We start from the raw sequence: 21,795 nt of genomic DNA, 5'->3' as shown, positions 1-21,795 counted from the left end.
TCGGATTGCCCACCACGCTCGGGACCGGCCGGTCCCGAGCGGTTCGGGGCGGCCCGGAGCGGCGCGGGGCCGCCCGCGCCGGCCCTCTTCCCGCCGGTCCCGGGGTGGCCCCGGGACCGGATTCCGGTGACTTCCGGAGCGACCCGGAGCGGCCTTCCGTGCCGGTTCGCGCGCTCGTTGCGGTACCGCCTTCCGGTCACTTTCCGACCGTCGTCCCGGCCGGGGCGACCGGGTCGCGCGTACCCGCGCCATGACACCGGCGCACTCCCTTCGCGCCCCCACTTTCAGGTGCTACGCGGCGATGTACTGCAATATCTTGCGGTCTTCGTCCACTGTGGCCTCATCGGCCCTTCCAGGGGCATGCGCCGGGGCGTGGCCGTCCTGTGGCAGTCATCGGCCGCCCACGTCAAGGCTCTTGACGGCAACCTTGAGGGCACGCGAATGTAACGACCGACAGTGCTTGCGGAGAATCCGTGCAAGCTCTTTCGGTGTCCTTGCAACCTTGTGACGTTCACGTCGACCCGGCGCCGCGACGGAGCGGTACGGCAGTTGAAGGAGTTCAGATGCGACGTGGCACAACGGCCACCGCCCTGGTCGCGGCCCCGGCGTTCACGGCGAGCGCCTGCGGCGGTGACGGCGAGAAGGGCGGCGGCCGGGAAGTCCCCGGGAGAGCTCTCCGGCACCGTGACGTGGTGGGACGCCTCCAGCGTCGGCAGCGAGGACAAGGTCTTCAAGAAGATCGCGGAGGGCTTCGAGGAGAAGCACCCGAAGGTGGACGTCACATACGTCAACGTGCCCTTCGGCGAGGCCCGGAACAAGTTCGAGAACGCCGCCCAGCCCGCCTCCGGGGCCCCCGACGTGATCCGCGCCGGGGTCGCCCGGCCCCCGGAGTCCGCCGACCTCGGCTACCTCGCCCCGTTCGACACCGTCGACAACCCCGCCGGGGGGAGGGTGATGAAGCAGCCCGCGCGACTTCGCGCAGTCCTCCACCCGGGGCGTGCTGGTCCGCGTACTCCTGATGCTCTTCGCCGTGATCCACCGGCGAGTGCTCCGCACCCAGGGAGATGACCGGTGACCACCACCGCCACGGAAACCCCCGCCCGGCAGCCGCCGCGCGGGCCCCGGCCGCGCGGCGAACGCTCGCCGCCCGCGCCGGTCGCCCCGCATCTCACCCTGGTCGTGGCGTCCGTCGTCGCCGTCCTCCCGGTGCCGTGGGTCCTGCTGACCTCCCTCAAGCCGGCCGAGCATGGCACGACCACGGACTTCTTCAAGGACACCACCTTCGAGAGCTGCACCGGCCTGATCGGAAGGGCTTCTTCGGCACCATCCCGCGCGAGATCGACGAGTCGGCCGACCCGGTTCCGGCGCCGTACCCCACGACACCCAGGGACGACATGACCCAGCACCTTGCTGCCCCCTCCACCGGCACGTCCGACCCGGCCCAGGGCCCCCGCACCGGCTGGTGGCGGGGCGCGGTGATCTACCAGGTCTATCCACGCAGCTTCGCCGACGGCAACGGCGACGGCATGGGCGATCTCGCGGGCGTACGCGGCCGTCTGCCGTACCTCAAGGACCTCGGGATCGACGCCGTCTGGCTCAGCCCCTTCTACGCCTCCCCACAGGCCGACGCCGGCTACGACGTCTCCGACTACCGCGCCATCGACCCGATGTTCGGCACTCTGGCGGACGCCGACGCGCTGATCAGGGACGCCCACGACCTGGGCCTGCGGATCATCGTCGACCTGGTGCCCAACCACTCCTCCGACCAGCACGAGTGGTTCAGGCGCGCGCTCGCCGAGGGCCCCGGCTCCGCCCCGCGCGACCGGTACCACTTCCGCCCAGGCAAGGGTGCGGACGGTGAACTCCCGCCCAACGACTGGGAGTCCGTCTTCGGGGGCCCCGCCTGGACCCGGACGACCGACCCGGACGGCACCCCCGGCGACTGGTACCTCCATCTGTTCGCGCCCGAACAGCCCGACTTCAACTGGGAACACCCCGCCGTCGCCGACGAGTTCCGCTCGATCCTGCGCTTCTGGCTCGACCTCGGCGCCGACGGCTTCCGGGTCGACGTCGCCCACGGCCTGGTCAAGGCCGACGGCCTGCCCGACCTGGGCTCCCACGAACAGCTGAAGCTGCTCGGCAACGACGTCATGCCGTTCTTCGACCAGGACGGCGTGCACGAGATCTACCGCAGCTGGCGCACCATCCTCGACGAGTACCCCGGCGACCGCATCGCCGTCGCCGAGGCGTGGACGCCGACCGTCGAACGCACCGCCAACTACGTACGCCCCGACGAGATGCACCAGGCGTTCAACTTCCAGTACCTGACCACCGGGTGGGACGCCGGAGCGCTGCGCGAGATCATCGACACCTCCCTCGCCGCCATGCGCCCGGTCGGCGCCCCCGCCACCTGGGTGCTCTCCAACCACGACGTGACCCGGCACGCCACCCGGTTCGCCAACCCGCCCGGCCTCGGCACCCAGATCCGCACCGCGGGCGACCGCGGACTCGGCCTGCGCAGGGCCCGCGCCGCCAGCCTGCTGATGCTGGCCCTGCCCGGCTCCGCCTACGTCTACCAGGGCGAGGAACTCGGCCTGCCCGACGTCACCGACCTGCCCGACGAGGCCCGCCAGGACCCGTCGTTCTTCCGCGCCGACGGCCAGGACGGCTACCGCGACGGCTGCCGCGTGCCGATCCCGTGGACCCGAGAGGGCAGCTCGTACGGCTTCGGCGACGGCGGCAGCTGGCTTCCGCAGCCCGCCGGATGGGGTGAGCTGTCCGTCGAGGCGCAGACCGGCGCCGAGGGTTCCACCCTGGAGCTCTACCGCGCCGCGATCGCCGCGCGGCGGGAGCGGCCCGGCCTCGGCGCGGGCGACGGAATCCGGTGGCTGGACGCCCCGGAGGGCCTGCTGAGCTTCGCCCGCCCCGGCTTCGTGTGCACCGTCAACACGACGGGCCACGCCGTGCGGGTCGCCGTGCCCGGCGCCTTGCTGCTCGCCAGCTCCCCGGTGACCGTCGAGGGCACGGAGACCGAGGTGCCCGCCGACACCACGGTGTGGTGGACGGTGTGACCGCGCACGCGCCCGGGAGCGGCCGGCGCACCAGGACCTGACCGCCGCGGTGCGGGCCCGTGAGCACGAGCGGGAGCGGGCCCGGGTCCGCCCGGCCGTCGTGATGGGGGCGGGGCTTTGCAGCAAAGCCCGTCCCGTGACGCTCGGTTGTCCGACCGTCAGCACTGAGTGCATACCGCGCCCCTGTCAACTTACGTGTATCCAGCCACCATTGCAGCCCGTGAAACGCAATGGTCCAGACCTTGACGACGCTGGTAGAGACGGGTTCAGTGGACGCAAACATCCTCCGCCGTGGCGCGAATTGGACGGTCCAGCCTCCAACTGGGCCTGTTCGTCATGCCCGTGGCGCACGAAAGGGAACTCGTGCTCAGAACTCGTGTGAAGGCCCTGCTGACCGGACTGATGGTGGCCGGCTCCCTGGTCGCGACGGCTCTCATGCCCGCGACGGCGTCCGCCGCCACCCCGGTGGACGAGTGTGCGATAGCGGGCAACTGGTCCAAGGGGGCCAACTACCAGGCCCGTGACATCGTCAAGTACACCGATGGCAAGATCTACGTCGCCCAGCGCGACAACCCCGGTTACGACCCCACGGTAAGCACGTACTACTGGGCTCCGTACACCTGCGGCACCGGTGGCAACCCGACCCCGAACAGCTTCGTGGTGAGCGAGGCGCAGTTCGACCAGATGTTCCCGAACCGCAATCCCTTCTACACGTACCAGGGTGTGGTGGACGCCATGAAGGCGTTCCCCAAGTTCGCCCACACCGGTACCGACGCGATGCGCAAGCAGGAGGCCGCGGCCTTCCTCGCGAACATCAGCCACGAGACCGCCGGGCTGTACTACATCAAAGAGGTCAACGAGGCGAACTACCCGCACTACTGCGACACGGACAAGCCCTACGGCTGCCCGGCGGGTCAGTCGGCGTACTACGGGCGTGGCCCGATCCAGTTGAGCTGGAACTTCAACTACAAGCAGGTGGGTGACTTCCTCGGCATCGACCTGCTGAACAACCCCTGGCTGGTGGAGACCGATCCGGCCGTCTCCATGATGACGGCCCTGTGGTACTGGAACACCCAGCACGGACCGGGCCCGATCACCGGGCACGACGCCATGGTCGGCGGGGCCGGGTTCGGGCAGACGATCCGCTCGATCAACGGCGCACTGGAGTGCGACGGCAAGAACCCGCGTCAGGTCGAGAGCCGGGTCAACCGGTACAAGGAGTTCACGCGGATTCTCGGCGTGCCGACGGGTTCCGCCATCTCCTGCTGATCCGCCACGGAACGAGGCCGCGGGCCGGGCGTCCTGCCCGGCCCGCAGCCACACACACCACCTGCCGGTCAGCGGGCGCGCATCGTACCGTCAAACAGACGGGCCAGGGGCGTAGTTGGCTGAGCTTCACCATCCCGGGTCGGACCGTGGCCGTGTTTTCGCCGCCCTGCCCCACTCGGCGCTACGTTGAGCGCAGCAGCCGGGGAACGAGCCACCGCGCGAGTCCCCCGGGCGCACCCGTACCGCCACTCGGCCGGCCCCGGTCTCGTCCCTCCGTACCCGTACGGGAGACCGGGGTCGGCCCCGGCCGGTTCGGGCACCAGCGAACTACGTGCCGGACAGCGACGGTGACATGATGGGGAACATTCCCGAGGAGACGACGAGCTTCGTCGGGCGGCAGGCCGAACTCGCCAGGATCGGGCGCGCGCTCGACGACCACCGATTGACCACCCTCATCGGCACCGGAGGCGTGGGCAAGACCAGACTGGCCGTACGCGCGGCCCGGCAGGCGGCACCCCGGCATCCGGACGGGGTCTGGTGGGCGGACCTCTCCGCGCTCCACGACCAGGTACTGCTGATCCCCACCGTCTCGGACGCCGTCGGACTCGCCGACCACTCCCCGAGGATGCCGGTCGACGCCCTCTGCGAATGGCTCGCCGACAAGCGGCTGCTGCTCGTCCTCGACTCCTGCGACCATCTGCGCCACGCCTGCGCGCACCTGCTGGGTGAGATCCTCACCACCGCCCCCGGCCTCACCGTCCTCGCCACCGGCCGGCAGCCCCTCGGCACCCGGGGCGAACAGCGCATCGAGGTGTCCCCGCTGCCCGTCGAGGGGGCCCGCGACGCCCTCACCCTCTTCAAGGACCGCGCCGCCACCGCCGCCCCCTCCGTCACCTTCGACGGACCGGCCACGGCCTCCGCCGCGGAGACCATCTGCCGCGACCTCGAAGGCATCCCGCTCGCCATCGAACTGGCCGCGGCGAACCTTCGCCGATTCCCCCTGGAGGAACTGGCCGGACGCGTCGACGAGCGTTTCGACGTCCTCGTCGACGAGTCCCGCGGCTCCGGCCGCCACCGCTCGCTGCGCACCACTGTCGGCTGGAGCCACGAACTCTGCACCCCGCTCGAACGGCTGCTGTGGGCCCGGCTGGCCCCGCTGCGCGGTGAGTTCGACGAGGCCACCGCACGCGAGGTATGCGCCGGCGGACCGCTCACCGCGAACGGCGTGAGCCAGGCGCTGCGCGGTCTCGTCGCCAAGTCCGTCGTGCGCAGGGACGGCGACCGGCACCGGATGCTCGACACGCTCCGCGACTACGGCCGGATGTGGCTGACCGAACTCGGCGAGGAACGCGCCGCCGCCGACCGGCACGCCGCCTCCTTCCTCGGCCTCGCCCGCCGCGCCCAGGCCGGCTGGGCGGGCCGCGACCAGATCTCCTGGTACCACCGCGTCGCCGAGGCCCACCTCGACCTGTGCGCCGCTCTCGACCACCTCCTCGCCCACGACCCGGAGGGCGCCCAGGAACTCGCCGGTCTGGTCGGCTTCTTCTGGACCTGCTGCGGGCATCTGAGCAAGGCCAACGACTACGCGCGACGGGCGCTCGGCGTGGGTCCGTCCGAGGGACCCGCGCACACCCTGGTCCTCTGGGTGCTCGGCGTCACGGCCGCCCTCCAGGGCGACTGCGGGACCGCCCTCACCCTCGGCGAGGAGTGCACCCGCGCCGCCGTCCGCGACCAGGACGAGGAGGGCATCCTCGCCGCCGCCTATCTCAGCGGCCTCACCCATCTGCTGACCGGCGACCCGCAGGCGGCGCTCGACGAGGTCGACCGGGCCTTCCGGCACAGCATGCCCACCCCGGTCGAGTCCGTGTACCGGCTGCCCTGCCATCTGATCACCGTGTTCGCGCTGACCGGGCTGGGCAGGCTGGACGAGGCCGCCGACGCGGCGACGCTGCTGCGGACCGCCTGCGAGGCGCAGCAGGAGTGCTGGACCCGCTCGTACGCCGACTACCAGCTGGCGCTGATCGCCCTGCTCCAGGGGCGCCCGGAGGCGTCGGCCGCGCACGCCAGATCGATGCTCGCGGGCAAGCACCAGCTCCACGACAGCTTCGGCATCGCCCTCGGCCTGGACATCCTGGCGGCGGCGATCGCCGCGCAGGGCGCGGGCGCCCAGGCGGCCCGGGTGTACGGCACGGGGCAGGCGTACTGGCGCATGGTCGGGCACCCGCAGCGCGGTACGCCGGAGCTGCGCCCGGTCCGCGAGATGTGCGAGCGCCAGGCCCGCGCAGCGGTGGGGGACGCGGCGTACCAGCGGGCGTTCGAGCGCGGACAGGCGGACAACGCGGAGGTCGGGCTGGTGGCCGCTCTCCAGGGGGCGTAGGCGCCCGGCCCGTCGTTCGGGGCGGGCGTCCGGCCACGGCGTTCCGCGGCGCCGGGCGCCGGTCCGAGTGTCCCGCTCACCGGGGACCCGCCCGGCCCGGACGGAGGCGGTGCACGGCTACGCCGGGCGCTGCGGAGGCAGGACGGGTGCGGACGCGGCGTCCCCGGTGACGGGCGCGCTGGCGTGAGTGGGGGCGGTGACGTGGGCGGGCTCGGCGGGCGGGTCGGGGACCAGTGCGGTGAGCCGCAACAGCAGATCGGCGAACGGCCCGTCCGCGGGCTCCTCCGCCAGGAGCCGCAGCACGATCCCCGCCATCTCCTGGTCGTACGCGGCGCTCACCGCCGCCAGCGCGGCGAAGTCGTGCACGAGCTGTGTCTCCAGCTCGGCGCGCGGGACGCGCCGCCCGTCCAGCCAGATCAGAGCGGTCGACTCGGCGAGCGACACCCAGGACCGCACAACCAACTCCAGCCGGGCCGGAGGGCGTTCCACGCCGAGGTGGCTGATGATCTGCTCGTACGCGGCCTGCCGCACACCGTCGATCATGGCGTTCGCCGTCGTGGAACCGGCGGCCGGTCCGCCGCGCATGAGGGCGGAGAAGCCGGGGCCGTGCTCGTCGACGAAGTCGAAGAACCGCCCCATGACGCGCAACAGCCGTGCGCCCAGGGGCCCTTCGCGCGGTTCCCGGAAGCGGGCGGCCAGCTCGTCGGCGGCCCTGCGCAGCGCGGCCTCGTACAGGCTCTGCTTTCCCGGGAAGTAGTGGTAGACGAGCGGGCGGGAGATCCCGGCCGCGGCGGCGATCTCGTCGATCGACACCTCGTCGGGTGTGCGATGGCTGAACAACTCCAGCGCGACGCCGATCAACTGCTGTTTGCGTTCCTCGACGCCCATCCTGCGCCGTATCCCGGTCGTCATGCCGACACCCTATCCGGGGAGGTCCGCCGGGGTGGGCCGGCCGCGGAAACCGCCTTCCGCACCTCCCGGCCCGGGGCGGTCCGTTGAGCGGAACGAGCGCGTCACGCGACGGCCATTCCGATGCGCCCCGGGCCGCGTCGCGGCGGGACGGGCGCCCTCGGGCGCGCGGCGGCCGTACACGGCCGTTCCTCCCATGGAGAGCCGCCCGGAACGCGAAGATGCCCTTATGACCACTGATCCGCGTGCCCGCTCCTTCGACGCGGCTGCGGCCCGTTACGCCGCCGCCCGCCCCTCCTACCCGCAGACCCTCCTGGACGCCGTGGAGTCCTTGACGGGCCGTCCCCTCAGCGGGGCCCGGGTCGCCGACATCGGCGCGGGCACCGGCCTGGGCACCGCGCTCCTGGACGGGCGGGGCGCCCGGGTCGTGGCCGTCGAGCCCGGCGACGGCATGGCCGCCGAGTTCCGCCGGTCGCTGCCTTCCGTGCCGCTGGTGCGGGGCGACGGCGACCGGCTGCCGCTGGCCGACGCCTCCTTCGACCTCCTCACGTACGCCCAGGCGTGGCACTGGACGGACCCGAGCCGTTCGGTACCGGAGGCACTGCGCGTACTGCGGCCCGGCGGCGCCCTCGCGCTCTGGTGGAACGACTCCGACGCCTCGGTCGGGTGGATCGCCGGACAGGACGCCCGGATGCGCCGTTTCCTCGGGGCCGACGACTCGCCGTACGATCCCGAGGCCCGTTTCCGCCGACTGCCCGCCGGGCTCCACTTCGGCAACCGGCGGCTGCCCTGGTCCCGGCGGGTCCCGATGGACGTGCACCTGGCCAACATCAGCAGCTACTCGGACTTCCTGGTCCGGGGGGAGACCGCCGTCGACGCCTTTCTGGCGTGTGAGCGCGAGCAGTTGGCCGCGTGTTTCCCGGACGGCACGGTCGAGGAGAGGTACGTCGTCAGCCTGAGCGTGGCGATCCGCTGAGGCCACCCGGCCCCGCGCCCGGGTCGGACGCGCGCCCCCGGGGCGAACGGCTGGAACCGCGGGTCCGGACACGGCGACTCCGGATGCCGGACGTCCCGGGTCCCCGCGCGTCCGGGAACGGTGTCCTCACCGCGCCACGCGCCCAGCCGGGTCCCGCCCCGCCCGTGCGCCACACGGGCGGTGGCGTCGCACCGTCCGAGTACGCCCCCGTCCGCTCGCGTTGCCCGCAAGGGCTCATGCGGGAGACTGGGGACATGCAACGATTCTCACTCGAAGCCCTGGCCCGTCAGCAGATCGGTCTGGCGGCCTCCGCCGCGGGCGGCCACACCGCGGACACCGTCCACGGCGGCCACGAGAAGGTACTGCGTCAGACGGTCATCGGCATGGTCCGGGGCGCCCGGCTCGCCGAGCACGAGAACCCGGGCGAGGCGACGGTACAGGTCCTGCACGGGCGGGTGCGGCTGAGCGCGGGTGACGTGTCCTGGGAGGGGCGGCAGGGAGACCTGATCATCGTGCCGGACCGCCGGCACTCGGTCGAGGCCCTTGAGGACTCCGCCGTACTGCTGACGGTGGCCAAACTGCTCTGACCGGCCGGGCCCGTCAAAGGTCCTGGCGGGCGGGCCCGCGGCCCGGCTTCCGTCAGGCGCCGCCCTCCCGCCCCCGGTCGAGGTACGCGAGCACCGCGAGCACACGGCGGTTGTCGTCGTCGGACGGCGGCAGGCCCAGCTTGCCGAAGATGTTCGACGTGTGCTTGGCCACCGCCCGCTCGGTGATCACCATCTGCGAGGCGATCGCCGCGTTCGAGCGACCCTGCGCCACCAGTTCCATGACCTCCAGCTCCCGGGGCGTGAGACCCCCCAACGGCTTGTCCTGCGAGCGACGCGACAGCAGCTGGGAGATCACCTGCGGGTCCATCGCGGTGCCGCCGGTGGCGACCCTGCGCACCGCGTCGATGAACTGGTCGGCGTCGAACACCCGGTCCTTGAGCAGGTACCCGACGCCTCCGTTGCCGTCCGCCAGCAACTCGCGCGCGTACAACTGCTCCACGTGCTGCGAGAGCACCAGTACCGGCATCCCGGGTCTGGCCCGCCGCGCCGCCAGCGCGCACTGCAGCCCCTCGTCCGTGTGGGACGGCGGCAGCCGGACGTCGACCACGGCGACGTCCGGCTCCAACTCGGCCAGGACTTTCGTGAGTTCGGGCCCGGTCTCGACGGCAGCCGCGATCTCGAAGCCATACGCCTCAAGCATCCGGACCAGGCCGTCGCGGAGCAGGAAGAGATCTTCGGCTAGGACAACTCGCAAGGGATCTCCATGGTCACCATGGTGGGGCCGCCCGCGGGACTGCTGACGGCCATGATGCCGTCGAATGTACCGAGCCGGCGTTCGATCCCGCTCAGCCCCGAGCCACCCCCCACCGAGGCGCCACCCCTGCCGTCGTCCGTGACGGAGATCCGCAGCGCCCCGCCGGTGTGGTGGATGTCCACCCAGAAGTGACCGGCCTCCGCGTGCTTCACGACGTTCGTCAGGACCTCGCTGACCGCGAAGTACGCCGCGGACTCGACCGGGGCGTCCACCCGGCCCGGCAGCTCCACGTCGACGTCCGACGGGACGGGCAGCCGCAGCGCCAGTGCCTTCACCGCGTCGCCGAGACCGCGTTCGGCGAGGACCGGCGGGTGGATGCCCCGTACCAGGTCGCGCAGCTCGGTCAGCGCCTCCGCGGAGGACGCGCGGGCCACCGCCAGCAGCTTCTTGGCCTGGGCGGGGTCCTTCTCGATCAGCGCCTCGACGGTGCTCAGGTTCATGCCCATCGCGACCAGCCGGGCCTGTGCGCCGTCGTGCAGATCGCGCTCGATCCGGCGCAGTTCGGACGCGGCCGTGTCCACCGCCTCGTGCCGGGTCTCGGTGAGCCGGTCGATCCGCCGCACCAGCTCGTGCTCGTGGCTGGGCGCCAGCAGCGTACGGGCCAGCAGGAAGTGCAGCCGCAGCAGTGGCACGCCGACCAGCAGACCCGTCAGGAACAGCACCACGCCGAGCCCGGCGGCCATCAGCCCGGTCGCCTGGCTGTCCACCGGCACGAACGCGTACCAGTACCGGTCGTCCGTGAACACCCGCCACAGCCCGGCCGCCAGGACGAAGCCCTCCACCGGGTAGATCATCAGCGCCGACGCCAGGATCGCCAGGACGCACCCGGCCGTCATGTCGACCAGCAGCCATTGCAGATCCCGCCAGGTCGCCGGGTCCTTCAGCAGCGACGAGGTGCGCTCCACCCGCCCGACGAACCCGCCGCGCACATCGTTCGGCAAGGGCCGGTACGGGACCGGGATGCGTACGTCCGACCAGGTGGCCGCGAGCAGTCTGCGCTGATTGGCGTGCTTGCGGACCATGCCCAGCACGGTCGGCGTGGTGACCAGGCCGATGCCCAGTGGGATGAGGACGAGGGAGACCACGGCCAGCACGAAGAGCGTGATCGAACCGGCCAGGCTCGCGATCGACAGGACGACCCCGCGTCCGGCGGCCGTCAGCGCGGTCCGTATCCGACTCCGCGTCGCGTTCATGTGGGTCCTTCCCCTCGCCGGAACCCCGTGGCGGGTCCGGTCCTGGAACAGTCTCACCCGGCTGGGCCGTCCGCCGCCCGCCGTCCCGCCACCCGGTCGGGGGTGTACCTGGCACCACCCCCGACCTGGCCCTACGACGTATCGGCAGGGGGCCTCGACGGCTGGGGGACCAGTGCCGCTCCCGACAGGCTTTGTCCCGTCGCGCCGACCGTTCTGCTCGTCGGCCCGGTCCGGTCCGGCCTGCTTGCCGGCCCGTCCTGCCGGCCCGGTTCTCGCCGCCCGGCCGGTCGCAGCGGCCGGAGCGGCCCGACCGCTGCGAACGGCCCGTACGGTTCGGCCCTCGTCTCTCCGTATTCATCTCTGTCCGGCACTCGATTCATTGGGGGAAAAACGCCATGAGGCTCAACCTCGCGGCACGCATCGGCGTGTGGAGCGCGCATCACCGGAAGACGGCCATCCTCGGCTGGTTGCTCTTCGTCGTGCTGGCCACGGGGATCGGTGGGGCGGCCGGCACGGTCGACGCGGCCGAATCGGAGAACGGCGCGGGCGACTCGGTGCGGGCCGCCCGCATCCTTGACGACGCGGGCATCGACCGCCCGGCCGGGGAAATGGTCCTCGTCTCGGCGGCCGGCGTCGGCGACTGGAAGGCGGCGGCCCACGACGTGTCGGTGGCGGTCACGGAGACCGGGGAGATACGCGACCTCGCGGCGCCGGTCCCTTCACGGGACGGCAAGGAAGCGCTGATCACCTTCGACATGAAGGGGGACGCCACGACCGCGCCCGATCGGGTACGACCGGTGCTCGACGCGGTGTCCAGGGTGAAGGAGGCCCGGCCGGACGTCCGGATCGAGCAGTTCGGCGAGGCCAGCGCGGGCAAGTGGCTCAGCGATCTCCTCGGTGAGGACCTGCGGAAGGCGGAGTTCACCGCCGTACCCCTGGCCCTGGGCATTCTGCTGGTCGCGTTCGGGGCGGTCGTGGCCGCTCTGCTGCCCGTCGGACTCGCCCTGACCGCGTGCCTGGCCGCCTTCGGACTGCTGTCGCTCGCCAGCCATCAGCTGCAACTGTTCCAGACGACGTACTCCGTGATGTTCCTGATGGGCTTCGCCGTCGGCGTCGACTACTGCCTCTTCTACCTGCGGCGCGAACGTGACGAGCGGGCGGCGGGGCGCGACCCCGGGACCGCCCTGCGGATCGCGGCGTCGACCAGCGGCCGGTCCGTGCTCGTCTCCGGAGTCACGGTGATGGTCGCGATGGCCGGAATGTTCCTGTCCGGGCTGGTCCTGTTCGACGGCTTCGCGATCGCCACGATCACGGTCGTCCTCATCGCCGTACTGGGTTCGGTGACCGTGCTCCCCGCGCTCCTGTCCTGGCTGGGGGACCGGATCGACGCCGGGCGCGTCCCGCTCCTGAACCGGCGGGGCAAGCGGGGCGTACGCGTCAGCGGCGGTATCGCGGGCACCTTGCTGAGGCCCGTACTGGCCCGGCCGAAGATCTTCGCGGTCGCCTCGGTGGTCGTCCTGCTCACCCTGGCGGCGCCCGCGCTCGGAATGAAGACCGAATCGCTCGGCCTGGAGAAGCAGTTCGGCTCCGACTCGGAGCTGTCCGTGGCCTACCGCCACATCGAGGAGAGCTTCCCCGGCGGCCCGGCACCCGCGCTGGTCGTCGTGCGGGCGGACGCCATCGACTCGCCCGAACTACGGGCGGCACTCGGTACGTTCGACAAGGTGACCGTGCACCGGGAGGCGAACATCGCGGAGATCGAGGTGCCGCTGCCGGGCGGTGAGGCGGACCTGACCGAGCTGCGCGAGAAGCGGGTGCCCGCCGCGTTCGGCGACACGGGCGCGGAGGCGTACGTCACCGGGGAACTCGCCGGGTCCGTCGACTTCAACGATCAGCTGAAGCGGGGCATCGTCCCGGTCTTCGCCTTCATCACGGTGGTGACGTTCCTGCTGATGCTGTTCTGCTTCCGCTCGTACGTCATCGCGGTGACGTCGATCCTGCTCAACCTGCTCTCGGTGGGCGCCGCTTACGGAGTGATGACCGCTGTCTTCCAGCACGGCCGGGGCGCCTCGCTCATCGGCTCGGAGGGGGTCGGTGCCATCGAGTCCTGGATGCCGCTGTTCGTCCTGGTGGTCCTCTTCGGCCTGTCGATGGACTACCACGTGTTCGTCGTGTCCCGGATTCGGGAGGCTCGTGAGCGGGGGCTGGGCACCCGGGCCGCGATCGACGAGGGCATCCGGCGGACGGCGGGCGCGGTGACCGGTGCCGCCGTGATCATGGTCGCCGTGTTCTCGGTCTTCGCGACGCTGTCCATGCAGGACATGCAGCAGATGGGTGTGGGGCTGGCGGTCGCGGTGCTGCTCGACGCGACGGTCGTCCGGATGATCCTGCTGCCGTCGGTGATGGCGCTGCTGGGGGAGCGGAACTGGCGTACTCCGCGAGGACTTTCCTGGCTGCCGAAGACGGACCACGGCGAGCCCGGCACCGGGGCCGGGGCGGAGCCCGGGGCCGGGCCCGAGGAGCACGAGGTACGGGCGGCTCGGCGCGTCTGACCGGGGACAGCACGGTGCGGCGAAGGCCGTACGACGGTGAAGCCCCGAGACCGGTGGGACCCGGCCTCGGGGCTTCGTGCGGTGCGGGACGACGGGAGGGGCGGGACGGTTGCGAGGAGGAGCAACTGAGGATCAGGGGAGGGGCGGGGAAGGAACGGAGAAGGCGGGGGAGGAGCAGGCGGTGCGGTCAGGGCGTGTACTTGTACCCGACGCGTCGGACGGTCTGGATCGCCCGACGGTGGTCGGCGCCCAGCTTGCGCCGGAGCCGGGCGATGTGGACGTCGACCGTGCGGCCGTCGCCGACATGCCCGTAACCCCAGACCGTGGTCACCAACTGGTCGCGGGTGTGCACCCGGTGCGGATGGGCCACCAGGTGCGCCAGCAGCTCGAATTCGAGATACGTGAGGTCGAGTGTCACGCCGTCCACGGAGGCGGTGCGGCGGGAGGCGTCGATCACCACGGGACCGTCCGCCCGTGCCCGCGCCTCCCCGCCCCCGGCCACCCGGTCCGCCGCCGGAACGGCCGCCCGGTCCGTCGTCGGAGCGTCGGCCGGTTCGTCACCCAGGGGCCCTGCGCCTCCGGGTCCGGCGTCGGCCATGAACCGCTGACCCGCGGCGGCTGCCGCGGCGGCGACGAACGGCTGCTGATCGGCGGGCACGAGCACCAGGTAGCCGATCATCGGCGGCCGACCCGGCAACGAGGGAAGGGTGTGCTGGGGTGCGGGCAGCCAGGTGGCGCCCGGTGGAAGGAACTCCGCCACGCCGACGACCGGCTGGACGACCTCGTCACGGTCGACGGCACGGAGTCGGTGGCGATGCGGGGAGGTGGTACGAGCGGTGGTGGCCGAGGCGGCCGCCGCGGACGACGTGGTGGCCGCCGAGGCGGAGAATGTACGGGTGTTCGCCATGAGGGTCAGCTCTTTCGCGCGGAGGAGTCGTCGAGGGACGGACTTGCTCGTGCGCGCGGACCGAAGGCCGGGGTGAGCGGCTTTAGGGGGCCGGCGCGTTCAGCGCGCGGCAACACACTCGGTCGAAGTCGTGGTGCTGACGGGAAGGCCAGAACGGCTCCAGGTCGCTGCGACCCGTCGAGGTGTGCTGGAAGCTGGCCATGCCCCCATTGAAGCAGAGAATGCGGCGGAGCAGCAGACTCCTCTCACCCGTCGATACGGACCCTTTGCGTCAACTTCCTCACACCGCCCCTCCGCCGCTGCTCCAGGAGTTCCCCGAACTCCGTGGCCCGGCACCCCGTTCACCCGCTTCCCGCCGCTTCCCGCCGCTTCCCCGCCTCCCCGGGACCTGTCCGGATTTCCCGGACCTGCCCGGCCACCTTCCCCGGGGCCCCCGACCCTCAACCGATCAGCCGCTTGCGCCAGTCGATCTCCGGCACCTCGATCGCCCGGTCCGGCGCACCGTTCCACTCCACCGCCAACCCCGCCGCCCGCAACCCCGCCACGACCTCCCGTCCCACCGCGGCCGTCGTCTCCTCGGACTCGTCGAACCCGCCGTAGTACAGCGTGAGACCGCCCGTCTTCACCGCCCACTCCGTGGACTGCGCATGGAAGAAGACGAAGCCGCGAGCGTCCGCGCGCCCGTCGGCGTGGATCTCGCCCACCCCACAGGACCGGCAGCAGGCGAAGTGCTCCCGCGCGGTGATCCCGCCCTCCTCCAACGCGGCGAAGGCCCGCTCAAGACGGTCCGCGCCCGTCACATCCGTCCACCGCTCCTGCTCCTCGACGCGCTCCAGCCACAGCCGCTCCACCAACTGCCGGGCCTGCGCCGCGCCGACCGGGCCGGCGCTCTTTTCGGCGAGACGTTCCTCCGCCGTCTCCGTCAGCGTCGCCACCGTGTCGTAACCGCCCCGCAGCGCGAGCCGGATCTCTTCCTCCAGCTCCCCACGTATCTCGTCATCGAGCTCCGGCGCGGGCTCCTCCGCGGACATCCCCGCGCTCTCCCACTCGATCCCCGCGTCCCACTCCGGCTCCTGGCGCGCCCACCGGGCCATGGCGTCGGCCACCAGGTCGGGGGAGTCGAGGTCCGCCCGCACATGAGTCACGGCCGTCCCGGAACGGCACTCGAACTGATAGCTCCCGCCGTGCTCGTGCCAGGTCTGCACGAAGAATCCCGGCCGGTCCGGGATGCGCTGCACCACCAGGAACCGGTCCCGCACACCACCGATCCCGCGCACCAGGTCGCGCAGTTCCTGCTCCGAAACCCTGGTGTGGTACAGGCCGTTCTCGGCTTCGATCTTGATCTCAAGCATGTGCAGAGCGTGGCACGCACCACTGACAATCGACCGAGGTCGCCGAGGACGCCGAAGGGGGCGTCCACCACGGTTCGGTGGACGCCCCCCGTATCCGTGCCGAACGACAGAGGTGCGCGGCGGGGTGCCGGGCGGGGGATCAGACCTGGCCGGCCTTCTCCAGCGCGGCGCAGCAGGTGTCGACGATCAGCCGGGTCACGACGTACGGGTCGACGTTCGCGTTCGGGCGGCGGTCCTCGATGTAGCCCTTCTTGTCCTGCTCGACCTGCCACGGGATGCGGACCGACGCGCCACGGTCGGAGACGCCGTAGCTGTACTCGTTCCACGGGGCGGTCTCGTGCAGACCGGTCAGCCGGTCGTCGATGCCCGCGCCGTAGTTCTTGACGTGGTCCATGGGCTTCGAGCCCTCGCCCAGCGACTCGCACGCGGTGATGATCGCGTCGTACCCCTCGCGCATCGCCTTCGTCGAGAAGTTGGTGTGCGCGCCCGCGCCGTTCCAGTCGCCCTTCACCGGCTTCGGGTCCAGCGTCGCGGAGACGCCGAAGTCCTCGGCGGTGCGGTACAGCAGCCAGCGGGCGATCCACAGCTGGTCGGAGACCTCCAGCGGGGACAGCGGGCCCACCTGGAACTCCCACTGGCCCGGCATGACCTCCGCGTTGATGCCGGAGATGCCGAGGCCCGCCCGCAGACAGTTGTCGAGGTGCTTCTCGACGATCTCGCGGCCGAAGATCTCGTCGGCGCCGACGCCGCAGTAGTAGCCGCCCTGCGCGGCGGGGAAGCCGCCCTCCGGGAAGCCGAGCGGCCGGTGCCCGTCGAAGAAGGTGTACTCCTGCTCGATACCGAAGATCGCCTCCTGACCGGCGAACCGCTCGGCCGTCGGGCGCAGCAGCGCACGGGTGTTGGACTCGTGCGGCGTCATGTCTATGCCGAAGACCTCGCACAGGACGAGGATGCCGTCGCCGCCCCGGATCGGGTCCGGACACGAGAAGACCGGCTTCAGCACCAGATCGGAGGCGTGGCCCTGGGCCTGGTTGGTGCTGGACCCGTCGAAGCCCCAGATGGGCAGCTCGGCCGTCGGGCAGGAGTCGCCGGGCATGATCTTCGTCTTGGACCGTAGTTTGGCGGTCGGCTCGGTGCCGTCGATCCAGATGTACTCGGCCTTGAACGTCACGGAACCCATCCTTCGCGGTGTGGCGGTCTCTGCACGCAGCTTCGCAACACGCGATTTCCCGTCCGTTGCCCATGTGTGAACCCCGTGTTACCGCCCAAGGCGCCACGGCGTCGCGACACCACCGCGGCCCGCGGGCCGCCGACGGGGCAGACTTGCACACATGACGACACCTCGCCCGCTGAGCGTTTCCACCGGACCCCTGCGCGTCGGCCTGCTCGGTGCGGGCCCGTGGGCCCGTAACACCCAGGCCCCCGCCCTCGCCACCCACCCCGACGTCGTTCTCAGCGGCGTCTGGGGCCGCCGCCCCGAAGCCGCGGCCGAACTGGCCACCGCCCACGGCACCACCGCGTACACCGGCGAGGCGGGGATCGACGAGCTCTTCGCCACCAGCGACGCCGTCGCCTTCGCCCTGCCTCCGGACGTGCAGGCCCCGCTGGCCGCCCGGGCCGCGGCGGCCGGGTGCCATCTGCTGCTGGACAAGCCGATCGCGACGACCGTGGCCGGTGCGCGCGAGGTCGCGGAGGCGGCGGAACAGGCCCGGGTCGCGTCCGTCGTCTTCTGCACGCTGCGCTTCGCCGCCGAGACCTCCGGCTGGATCGCCGAACAGGCTTCCCTGGACGGCTGGTTCACGGCGCGCGCCCAGTGGCTCGGCGCCCTCTACGCCCCCGGTACGAGCAGTGAGTACGCGGCCTCCCCCTGGCGCCGGGAGAAGGGCGGACTGTGGGACGTGGGTCCGCACGTGCTGTCGGTCCTCGTGCCGATCCTCGGAGAGGTGACCGAGGTGCACTCGGTCCGGGGCCCCGCCGACACCACCCATCTGGTGCTCCGCCACGATTCCGGCGCGTCGAGCACGGTGACCCTGGGCCTGGACGCGCCGCTGGGCGCGGTGGGTACGGAGATCGAGGTCAGGGGCGAGCGAGGAGTCGTCACCCTGCCGGACTGGGGCGACGCGGTCGGCTCGTTCCGGGCGGCGGTGGACGCGCTCATCGAGTCGGTGCGTACGGGCGTGCCGCACCCCTGCGACGTACGGTTCGGTCTCCGTCTCACGGAGGTGCTCGCCGAGGCCGAGGCGGGTCTGGCCCCGCGCCCGGCCTGACCCGGCCCACCGGAGGCGGCGCACTGTCCCTTCCTCCCCGTACGGGAAGGAGGGGACCGGGCGCCGCCTCTCCCCGCTCCGGACCGCGCCGGGTCCCGTCGGGTGGCTGTCGCTCAGCGCTCCATCGCGTCCCGTACCGCCTCGTCCGTCCGGGCCACGACCGCCGTCCCGTCGTCCGCGGTGATGATCGGCCGCTGGATCAGCTTCGGACGCTCCGCGAGCGCCGTGATCCACCGCTCCCGGGAACCGCTGTCCCGGGGCCACTCCTTCAGCCCCAGCTCCTCGGCGTCCGCCTCCTGGGTCCGGGTGATGTCCCACGGCTCCAGCCCGAGCCGGTCGAGGACGGCCCGGATCTCGTCCGGCGACGGCACCTCCTCCAGGTAGCGGCGGACGGTGTACTCGGCGCCCTCCTCGTCCAGCAGCCGCAGCGCGCCACGGCACTTGGAACAAGCGGGATCGATCCAGATCTCCATGCCCGCAACGGTACGGGAAAGGGCTCCTGGCCAGGGCCGATTGTCAGTGGGGGGCCGTAAAATGGAGGGAGTTCGTGAGGGTCCCACCACCGCGCCAGGAGGTTGCCGATGACCGCTGCCACAGTCACGACAAAGTCCCTCTCCACGCCCCTCCACCAACCCCCGCGGAAGAAGCGGCTCCCCGCGGGCCGCCCCCGTGAGTGGTACGTCTCGCACAACCGCCGCCTGAAGGCCATGCGCCTGGCGATCGCCCTGCTCGACACGGGCGTCTACCAGCCGTCGAGCGCGGGCAACGCGAGGATACGCACCACCGCCGAACGCCTCGGCATCCACCGGCCGTCCGACGCCACCTGCCGCATGGTCCGCGCCCTGATCCGTCACGGCCGCTGACCCCACCCCGACCACCCACCGACAGCCCGAGTCCGCGTCCTCGACCCGCCCGGCCCGAGGACGCGGCGCGGGCACACCGCCCACGCCCGATGCCGCTCCCACCACCCTGGTCATCCCTCCGGGGCCAGGAGGTTCGCCGCGAATTGGGCCATGATGCGGCCGGCGGGCCCGTGGTCGACCACCGGCACGGCGCGACCGACAGACCTTTCCGGCACGCCGTCGACTTCCGCCGACGTCCCACAGGCGCATGATGCCGAAGGCCCGGACCACCGTATGGTCGGGGCCCTCGTCCGCACCGCCCATGCGTACAAGCACCCATGACGGCCGCCGCGTTGTGGGAGAGGATCGACGGATGACGATGATCAGGACAGCGGGGGCCCGGCTCGGGATGCCGGCGACAGCGGTGTTGGCCCTGTTGGTGGCGGGATGCGGAACACACCGGGTGGAGGACCCCGCAGACGCGTACCGGCGTACCCATCCCACGCCGACCGGGATATCGAGACCGAGTACACCGGCGGACTTCCCGTGCCCCGGCGAGAGCCCCACGCCGGCACCACCGCCGGCCGCGGGCATCTCGGCCGCGCCCGGCGACCACTATGCCGAGAACCACGGCTTCAGGGTTCCCTTCCCCCTGCACGGCCGAAGCCGCTGCGACGGACTCGCGGCAGTCCGGCGCATCGAGGGCGTGCTCGAACCACTGCGCGAGAGCGGTGACTTCGCCCCGGAAAGCACCAGCCGCGCGCTCACCGGCCTCGGCTACCCCGCCGCGAAGGTGCGATCGTACGAGATGGGCCCCACCGCGGTCGGCTTCCTCGTCGAGGCCGATGCCGCCCCGCTGTGCGTGGAGGGCACGATGGGACGCGATGCCACCGAGGCTCACGCCTTCGGCGGCTACCCCGACCACTCGGGCTGCGACACCCCCAGCGGCGGCCACTGACCGGGGCCCGCTCCCACCCGTCAGGCCCGTAGGTCCGCGGGAGTGTGGACAAGCGGACGAGGGCCGCCGCCCCGATCATGGGGTGGCGGCCCTCGTCGTGAGTCCTCACGGCACGTCAGCGCACCGGCCGGGCGGATGCGCGCCCGGGATGAGCGAGGGGGCGGAAGGCGAGCGGTGACAGCGAGAACTGCCGGAAGGGCTTTCGCGGATCACGGCTTGTTTCCGGGAACTTCCGCCCGGACCGCCCGGACCGCCCGGACCCGCCTCCTGGCGCCGTGACCGGCAATGCTTGCCCGGAAGGCAAAGCTTGCCGGGAGCGGCATCAGAGGTCGAAATACATCTCGAACTCGTGCGGGTGCGGGCGCAGTTGGATCGGGGCGATCTCCTGCGTGCGCTTGTAGTCGACCCACGTCTCGATCAGGTCGGAGGTGAAGACGCCACCGGCCTGAAGGTACTCGTTGTCCGCTTCGAGCGCTTCGAGGACGGCCGGGAGGGAGGTCGGGACCTGCGCGACGTTCGCGTGCTCCTCGGGAGCCAGCTCGTAGAGGTCCTTGTCGATCGGCTCGGCCGGCTCGATCTTGTTCTTGACGCCGTCCAGGCCGGCCATCAGCAGCGCGGCGAAGGCCAGGTACGGGTTCGAGGACGGGTCCGGGGCGCGGAACTCGACGCGCTTGGCCTTCGGGTTCGAGCCCGTGATCGGGATGCGCATCGCGGCGGAGCGGTTCCGCTGCGAGTAGACCAGGTTGACCGGGGCCTCGAAGCCGGGGACCAGGCGGTGGTACGAGTTCACCGTCGGGTTCGTGAAGGCCAGCAGGGACGGGGCGTGCTTCAGGATGCCGCCGATGTAGTAGCGGGCCATGTCCGACAGGCCCGCGTAACCCTGCTCGTCGTAGAACAGCGGGTTGCCACCGGACCACAGGGACTGGTGGACGTGCATGCCCGAGCCGTTGTCACCGAAGATCGGCTTCGGCATGAAGGTGGCGGTCTTGCCGTTGCGCCAGGCGATGTTCTTCACGATGTACTTGAAGAGCATCAGGTCGTCGGCCGCGGCCAGCAGCGTGTTGAACTTGTAGTTGATCTCGGCCTGGCCGGCGGTGCCCACCTCGTGGTGCTGGCGCTCGACCTGGAGGCCGTTGCGGTCCAGCTCCAGCGAGATCTCCGCGCGCAGGTCGGCGAAGTGGTCGACCGGAGAGGTCGGGAAGTAGCCGCCCTTGTAGCGGACCTTGTAACCGCGGTTGTTCTCCAGCGCGCCGGTGTTCCAGGCGCCTGCCTCGGAGTCGATGTGGTAGAAGGACTCGTTCGCCGAGGTCTGGAAGCGCACGCTGTCGAAGACGTAGAACTCCGCCTCCGGCCCGAAGTACGCGGTGTCGGCGATGCCCGTGGACGCGAGGTACGCCTCGGCCTTCCTCGCCACGTTGCGCGGGTCACGGCTGTACTGCTCGCCGGTGATCGGGTCGTGGATGAAGAAGTTGATGTTGACGGTCTTGTCACGCCGGAAGGGGTCGACGCGGGCGGTCGACAGGTCCGCGCGGAGCGCCATGTCGGACTCGTGGATGGCCTGGAAACCGCGGATCGACGAGCCGTCGAACGCCAGTTCTTCCGCCGGGTCGAAGGTTCCCGCCGGGATGGTGAGGTGCTGCATCACACCGGGCAGGTCACAGAACCGGACATCGATGAACTTGACGTCTTCGTCGGCGATGTATTTCTTCGCGTCGTCGGCGTTCTGGAACATCCAACTCCTCCTACTCCCGACCCGGGAG

16 protein-coding genes and 4 pseudogenes are annotated in these 21,795 nt (G+C 71.6%); 12 read left to right on the top strand and 8 right to left on the bottom strand.

Features of this window, described 5'->3' with window-relative positions; genetic code table 11:
* Positions 1-563: 563 nt before the first annotated feature.
* The 6 genes and pseudogenes from PZB75_RS06480 to PZB75_RS06455 all read left to right on the top strand — a co-directional run.
* Positions 564-924: pseudogene (locus PZB75_RS06480) on the top strand (extracellular solute-binding protein); the annotation flags it as partial.
* A gap of 37 nt (positions 925-961) precedes the next feature.
* A pseudogene (locus PZB75_RS06475) lies at positions 962-1,075 on the top strand (sugar ABC transporter permease); the annotation flags it as partial.
* A pseudogene (locus tag PZB75_RS06470) lies at positions 1,072-1,305 on the top strand (ABC transporter permease); the annotation flags it as partial. The pseudogenes PZB75_RS06475 and PZB75_RS06470, both read left to right, overlap by 4 nt.
* An 89-nt stretch (positions 1,306-1,394) precedes the next feature.
* On the top strand, positions 1,395-3,071 hold the full coding sequence (locus tag PZB75_RS06465) for a glycoside hydrolase family 13 protein (protein WP_275534325.1): 1,677 nt from the start codon (positions 1,395-1,397) through the stop codon (positions 3,069-3,071).
* A 363-nt stretch (positions 3,072-3,434) separates the two neighbouring features.
* Positions 3,435-4,340 (top strand): glycoside hydrolase family 19 protein, encoded by a 906-nt coding sequence (locus PZB75_RS06460; protein ID WP_275538614.1) that lies wholly within the window; start codon positions 3,435-3,437, stop codon positions 4,338-4,340.
* A gap of 352 nt (positions 4,341-4,692) precedes the next feature.
* Positions 4,693-6,717 carry an NB-ARC domain-containing protein gene (locus PZB75_RS06455; RefSeq protein ID WP_275534324.1) on the top strand — a complete coding sequence of 675 codons (2,025 nt, stop codon included), beginning with the start codon at positions 4,693-4,695 and terminating at the stop codon, positions 6,715-6,717.
* A gap of 204 nt (positions 6,718-6,921) precedes the next feature.
* On the opposite strand, the pseudogene PZB75_RS06450 reads toward PZB75_RS06455, so the two are convergent.
* Positions 6,922-7,629: pseudogene (locus PZB75_RS06450) on the bottom strand (TetR/AcrR family transcriptional regulator); the annotation flags it as partial.
* 226 nt (positions 7,630-7,855) lie between these two features.
* On the opposite strand from PZB75_RS06450, the gene PZB75_RS06445 reads away from it, so the two are divergent.
* Complete coding sequence (locus tag PZB75_RS06445; RefSeq protein WP_275534322.1) at positions 7,856-8,602, top strand: class I SAM-dependent methyltransferase; 747 nt, start codon at positions 7,856-7,858, stop codon at positions 8,600-8,602.
* A 254-nt stretch (positions 8,603-8,856) separates the two neighbouring features.
* Complete coding sequence (locus PZB75_RS06440) at positions 8,857-9,189, top strand: cupin domain-containing protein (RefSeq protein ID WP_275534321.1); 333 nt, start codon at positions 8,857-8,859, stop codon at positions 9,187-9,189.
* Between the two features lie 52 nt (positions 9,190-9,241).
* Here PZB75_RS06440 and PZB75_RS06435 read toward each other — a convergent pair whose 3' ends face one another.
* Together PZB75_RS06435 and PZB75_RS06430 are read right to left on the bottom strand one after the other, a co-directional pair.
* On the bottom strand, positions 9,242-9,904 hold the full coding sequence (locus tag PZB75_RS06435) for a response regulator transcription factor (protein WP_275534320.1): 663 nt from the start codon (positions 9,902-9,904) through the stop codon (positions 9,242-9,244).
* Positions 9,889-11,157, bottom strand: coding sequence for a sensor histidine kinase (locus PZB75_RS06430; RefSeq protein ID WP_275534319.1), 1,269 nt, complete (start codon positions 11,155-11,157; stop codon positions 9,889-9,891). The genes PZB75_RS06435 and PZB75_RS06430 overlap by 16 nt, the downstream gene beginning before the upstream one ends.
* A 395-nt stretch (positions 11,158-11,552) precedes the next feature.
* Here PZB75_RS06430 and PZB75_RS06425 point away from each other — a divergent pair, with 395 nt between their 5' ends.
* Positions 11,553-13,709, top strand: coding sequence for an MMPL family transporter (locus PZB75_RS06425; protein WP_275534318.1), 2,157 nt, complete (start codon positions 11,553-11,555; stop codon positions 13,707-13,709).
* A 187-nt stretch (positions 13,710-13,896) separates the two neighbouring features.
* Here the strand turns inward: PZB75_RS06425 and PZB75_RS06420 are convergent, their stop codons facing one another.
* From PZB75_RS06420 to glnII, 3 genes are all read right to left on the bottom strand, one after another.
* A complete protein-coding gene (locus PZB75_RS06420; RefSeq protein ID WP_275534317.1) occupies positions 13,897-14,616 on the bottom strand; it encodes a winged helix-turn-helix domain-containing protein in 720 nt (239 codons plus the stop codon).
* 440 nt (positions 14,617-15,056) lie between these two features.
* The gene (locus tag PZB75_RS06415; protein WP_275534316.1) at positions 15,057-15,968 is read right to left on the bottom strand and encodes a hypothetical protein; all 912 of its coding nucleotides are present in this window, start codon (positions 15,966-15,968) and stop codon (positions 15,057-15,059) included.
* A 139-nt stretch (positions 15,969-16,107) separates the two neighbouring features.
* Positions 16,108-17,139, bottom strand: a complete 1,032-nt coding sequence (gene glnII, locus PZB75_RS06410) for a glutamine synthetase (protein WP_275534315.1) — start codon at positions 17,137-17,139, stop codon at positions 16,108-16,110.
* 160 nt (positions 17,140-17,299) lie between these two features.
* Here glnII and PZB75_RS06405 point away from each other — a divergent pair, with 160 nt between their 5' ends.
* Positions 17,300-18,235 carry a Gfo/Idh/MocA family oxidoreductase gene (locus tag PZB75_RS06405; RefSeq protein ID WP_275534314.1) on the top strand — a complete coding sequence of 312 codons (936 nt, stop codon included), beginning with the start codon at positions 17,300-17,302 and terminating at the stop codon, positions 18,233-18,235.
* A gap of 113 nt (positions 18,236-18,348) precedes the next feature.
* Here the strand turns inward: PZB75_RS06405 and PZB75_RS06400 are convergent, their stop codons facing one another.
* Positions 18,349-18,708, bottom strand: a complete 360-nt coding sequence (locus tag PZB75_RS06400; RefSeq protein WP_275534313.1) for an ArsC/Spx/MgsR family protein — start codon at positions 18,706-18,708, stop codon at positions 18,349-18,351.
* A gap of 108 nt (positions 18,709-18,816) precedes the next feature.
* Here PZB75_RS06400 and PZB75_RS06395 point away from each other — a divergent pair, with 108 nt between their 5' ends.
* Together PZB75_RS06395 and PZB75_RS06390 are read left to right on the top strand one after the other, a co-directional pair.
* Complete coding sequence (locus tag PZB75_RS06395) at positions 18,817-19,098, top strand: hypothetical protein (protein ID WP_275534312.1); 282 nt, start codon at positions 18,817-18,819, stop codon at positions 19,096-19,098.
* Between the two features lie 352 nt (positions 19,099-19,450).
* The gene (locus PZB75_RS06390) at positions 19,451-20,035 is read left to right on the top strand and encodes a hypothetical protein (protein WP_275534311.1); all 585 of its coding nucleotides are present in this window, start codon (positions 19,451-19,453) and stop codon (positions 20,033-20,035) included.
* A 322-nt stretch (positions 20,036-20,357) separates the two neighbouring features.
* Here PZB75_RS06390 and glnA read toward each other — a convergent pair whose 3' ends face one another.
* Positions 20,358-21,767, bottom strand: coding sequence for a type I glutamate--ammonia ligase (glnA, locus tag PZB75_RS06385; protein ID WP_275534310.1), 1,410 nt, complete (start codon positions 21,765-21,767; stop codon positions 20,358-20,360).
* Positions 21,768-21,795 lie beyond the last annotated feature (28 nt).

This window comes from Streptomyces sp. AM 4-1-1 (assembly GCF_029167625.1).
Lineage (GTDB): Bacteria > Actinomycetota > Actinomycetes > Streptomycetales > Streptomycetaceae > Streptomyces.
Note: the sequence above shows the minus strand (reverse complement) of the source record. Positions and strands in the feature narration are given on the sequence as shown.

What these genes read in the sequence shown, in the direction of transcription:
- PZB75_RS06400 (WP_275534313.1), bottom strand. Translation starts at nt 18,708, where the DNA reads ATGGAGATCTGGATCGATCCCGCTTGTTCCAAGTGCCGTGGCGCGCTG.
- PZB75_RS06395 (WP_275534312.1), top strand. Translation starts at nt 18,817, where the DNA reads ATGACCGCTGCCACAGTCACGACAAAGTCCCTCTCCACGCCCCTCCAC.
- PZB75_RS06445 (WP_275534322.1), top strand. Translation starts at nt 7,856, where the DNA reads ATGACCACTGATCCGCGTGCCCGCTCCTTCGACGCGGCTGCGGCCCGT.
- PZB75_RS06465 (WP_275534325.1), top strand. Translation starts at nt 1,395, where the DNA reads ATGACCCAGCACCTTGCTGCCCCCTCCACCGGCACGTCCGACCCGGCC.
- PZB75_RS06455 (WP_275534324.1), top strand. Translation starts at nt 4,693, where the DNA reads ATGATGGGGAACATTCCCGAGGAGACGACGAGCTTCGTCGGGCGGCAG.
- PZB75_RS06430 (WP_275534319.1), bottom strand. Translation starts at nt 11,157, where the DNA reads ATGAACGCGACGCGGAGTCGGATACGGACCGCGCTGACGGCCGCCGGA.
- PZB75_RS06425 (WP_275534318.1), top strand. Translation starts at nt 11,553, where the DNA reads ATGAGGCTCAACCTCGCGGCACGCATCGGCGTGTGGAGCGCGCATCAC.
- PZB75_RS06420 (WP_275534317.1), bottom strand. Translation starts at nt 14,616, where the DNA reads ATGGCGAACACCCGTACATTCTCCGCCTCGGCGGCCACCACGTCGTCC.
- PZB75_RS06440 (WP_275534321.1), top strand. Translation starts at nt 8,857, where the DNA reads ATGCAACGATTCTCACTCGAAGCCCTGGCCCGTCAGCAGATCGGTCTG.
- PZB75_RS06405 (WP_275534314.1), top strand. Translation starts at nt 17,300, where the DNA reads ATGACGACACCTCGCCCGCTGAGCGTTTCCACCGGACCCCTGCGCGTC.
- PZB75_RS06390 (WP_275534311.1), top strand. Translation starts at nt 19,451, where the DNA reads ATGACGATGATCAGGACAGCGGGGGCCCGGCTCGGGATGCCGGCGACA.
- PZB75_RS06415 (WP_275534316.1), bottom strand. Translation starts at nt 15,968, where the DNA reads ATGCTTGAGATCAAGATCGAAGCCGAGAACGGCCTGTACCACACCAGG.
- glnA (WP_275534310.1), bottom strand. Translation starts at nt 21,767, where the DNA reads ATGTTCCAGAACGCCGACGACGCGAAGAAATACATCGCCGACGAAGAC.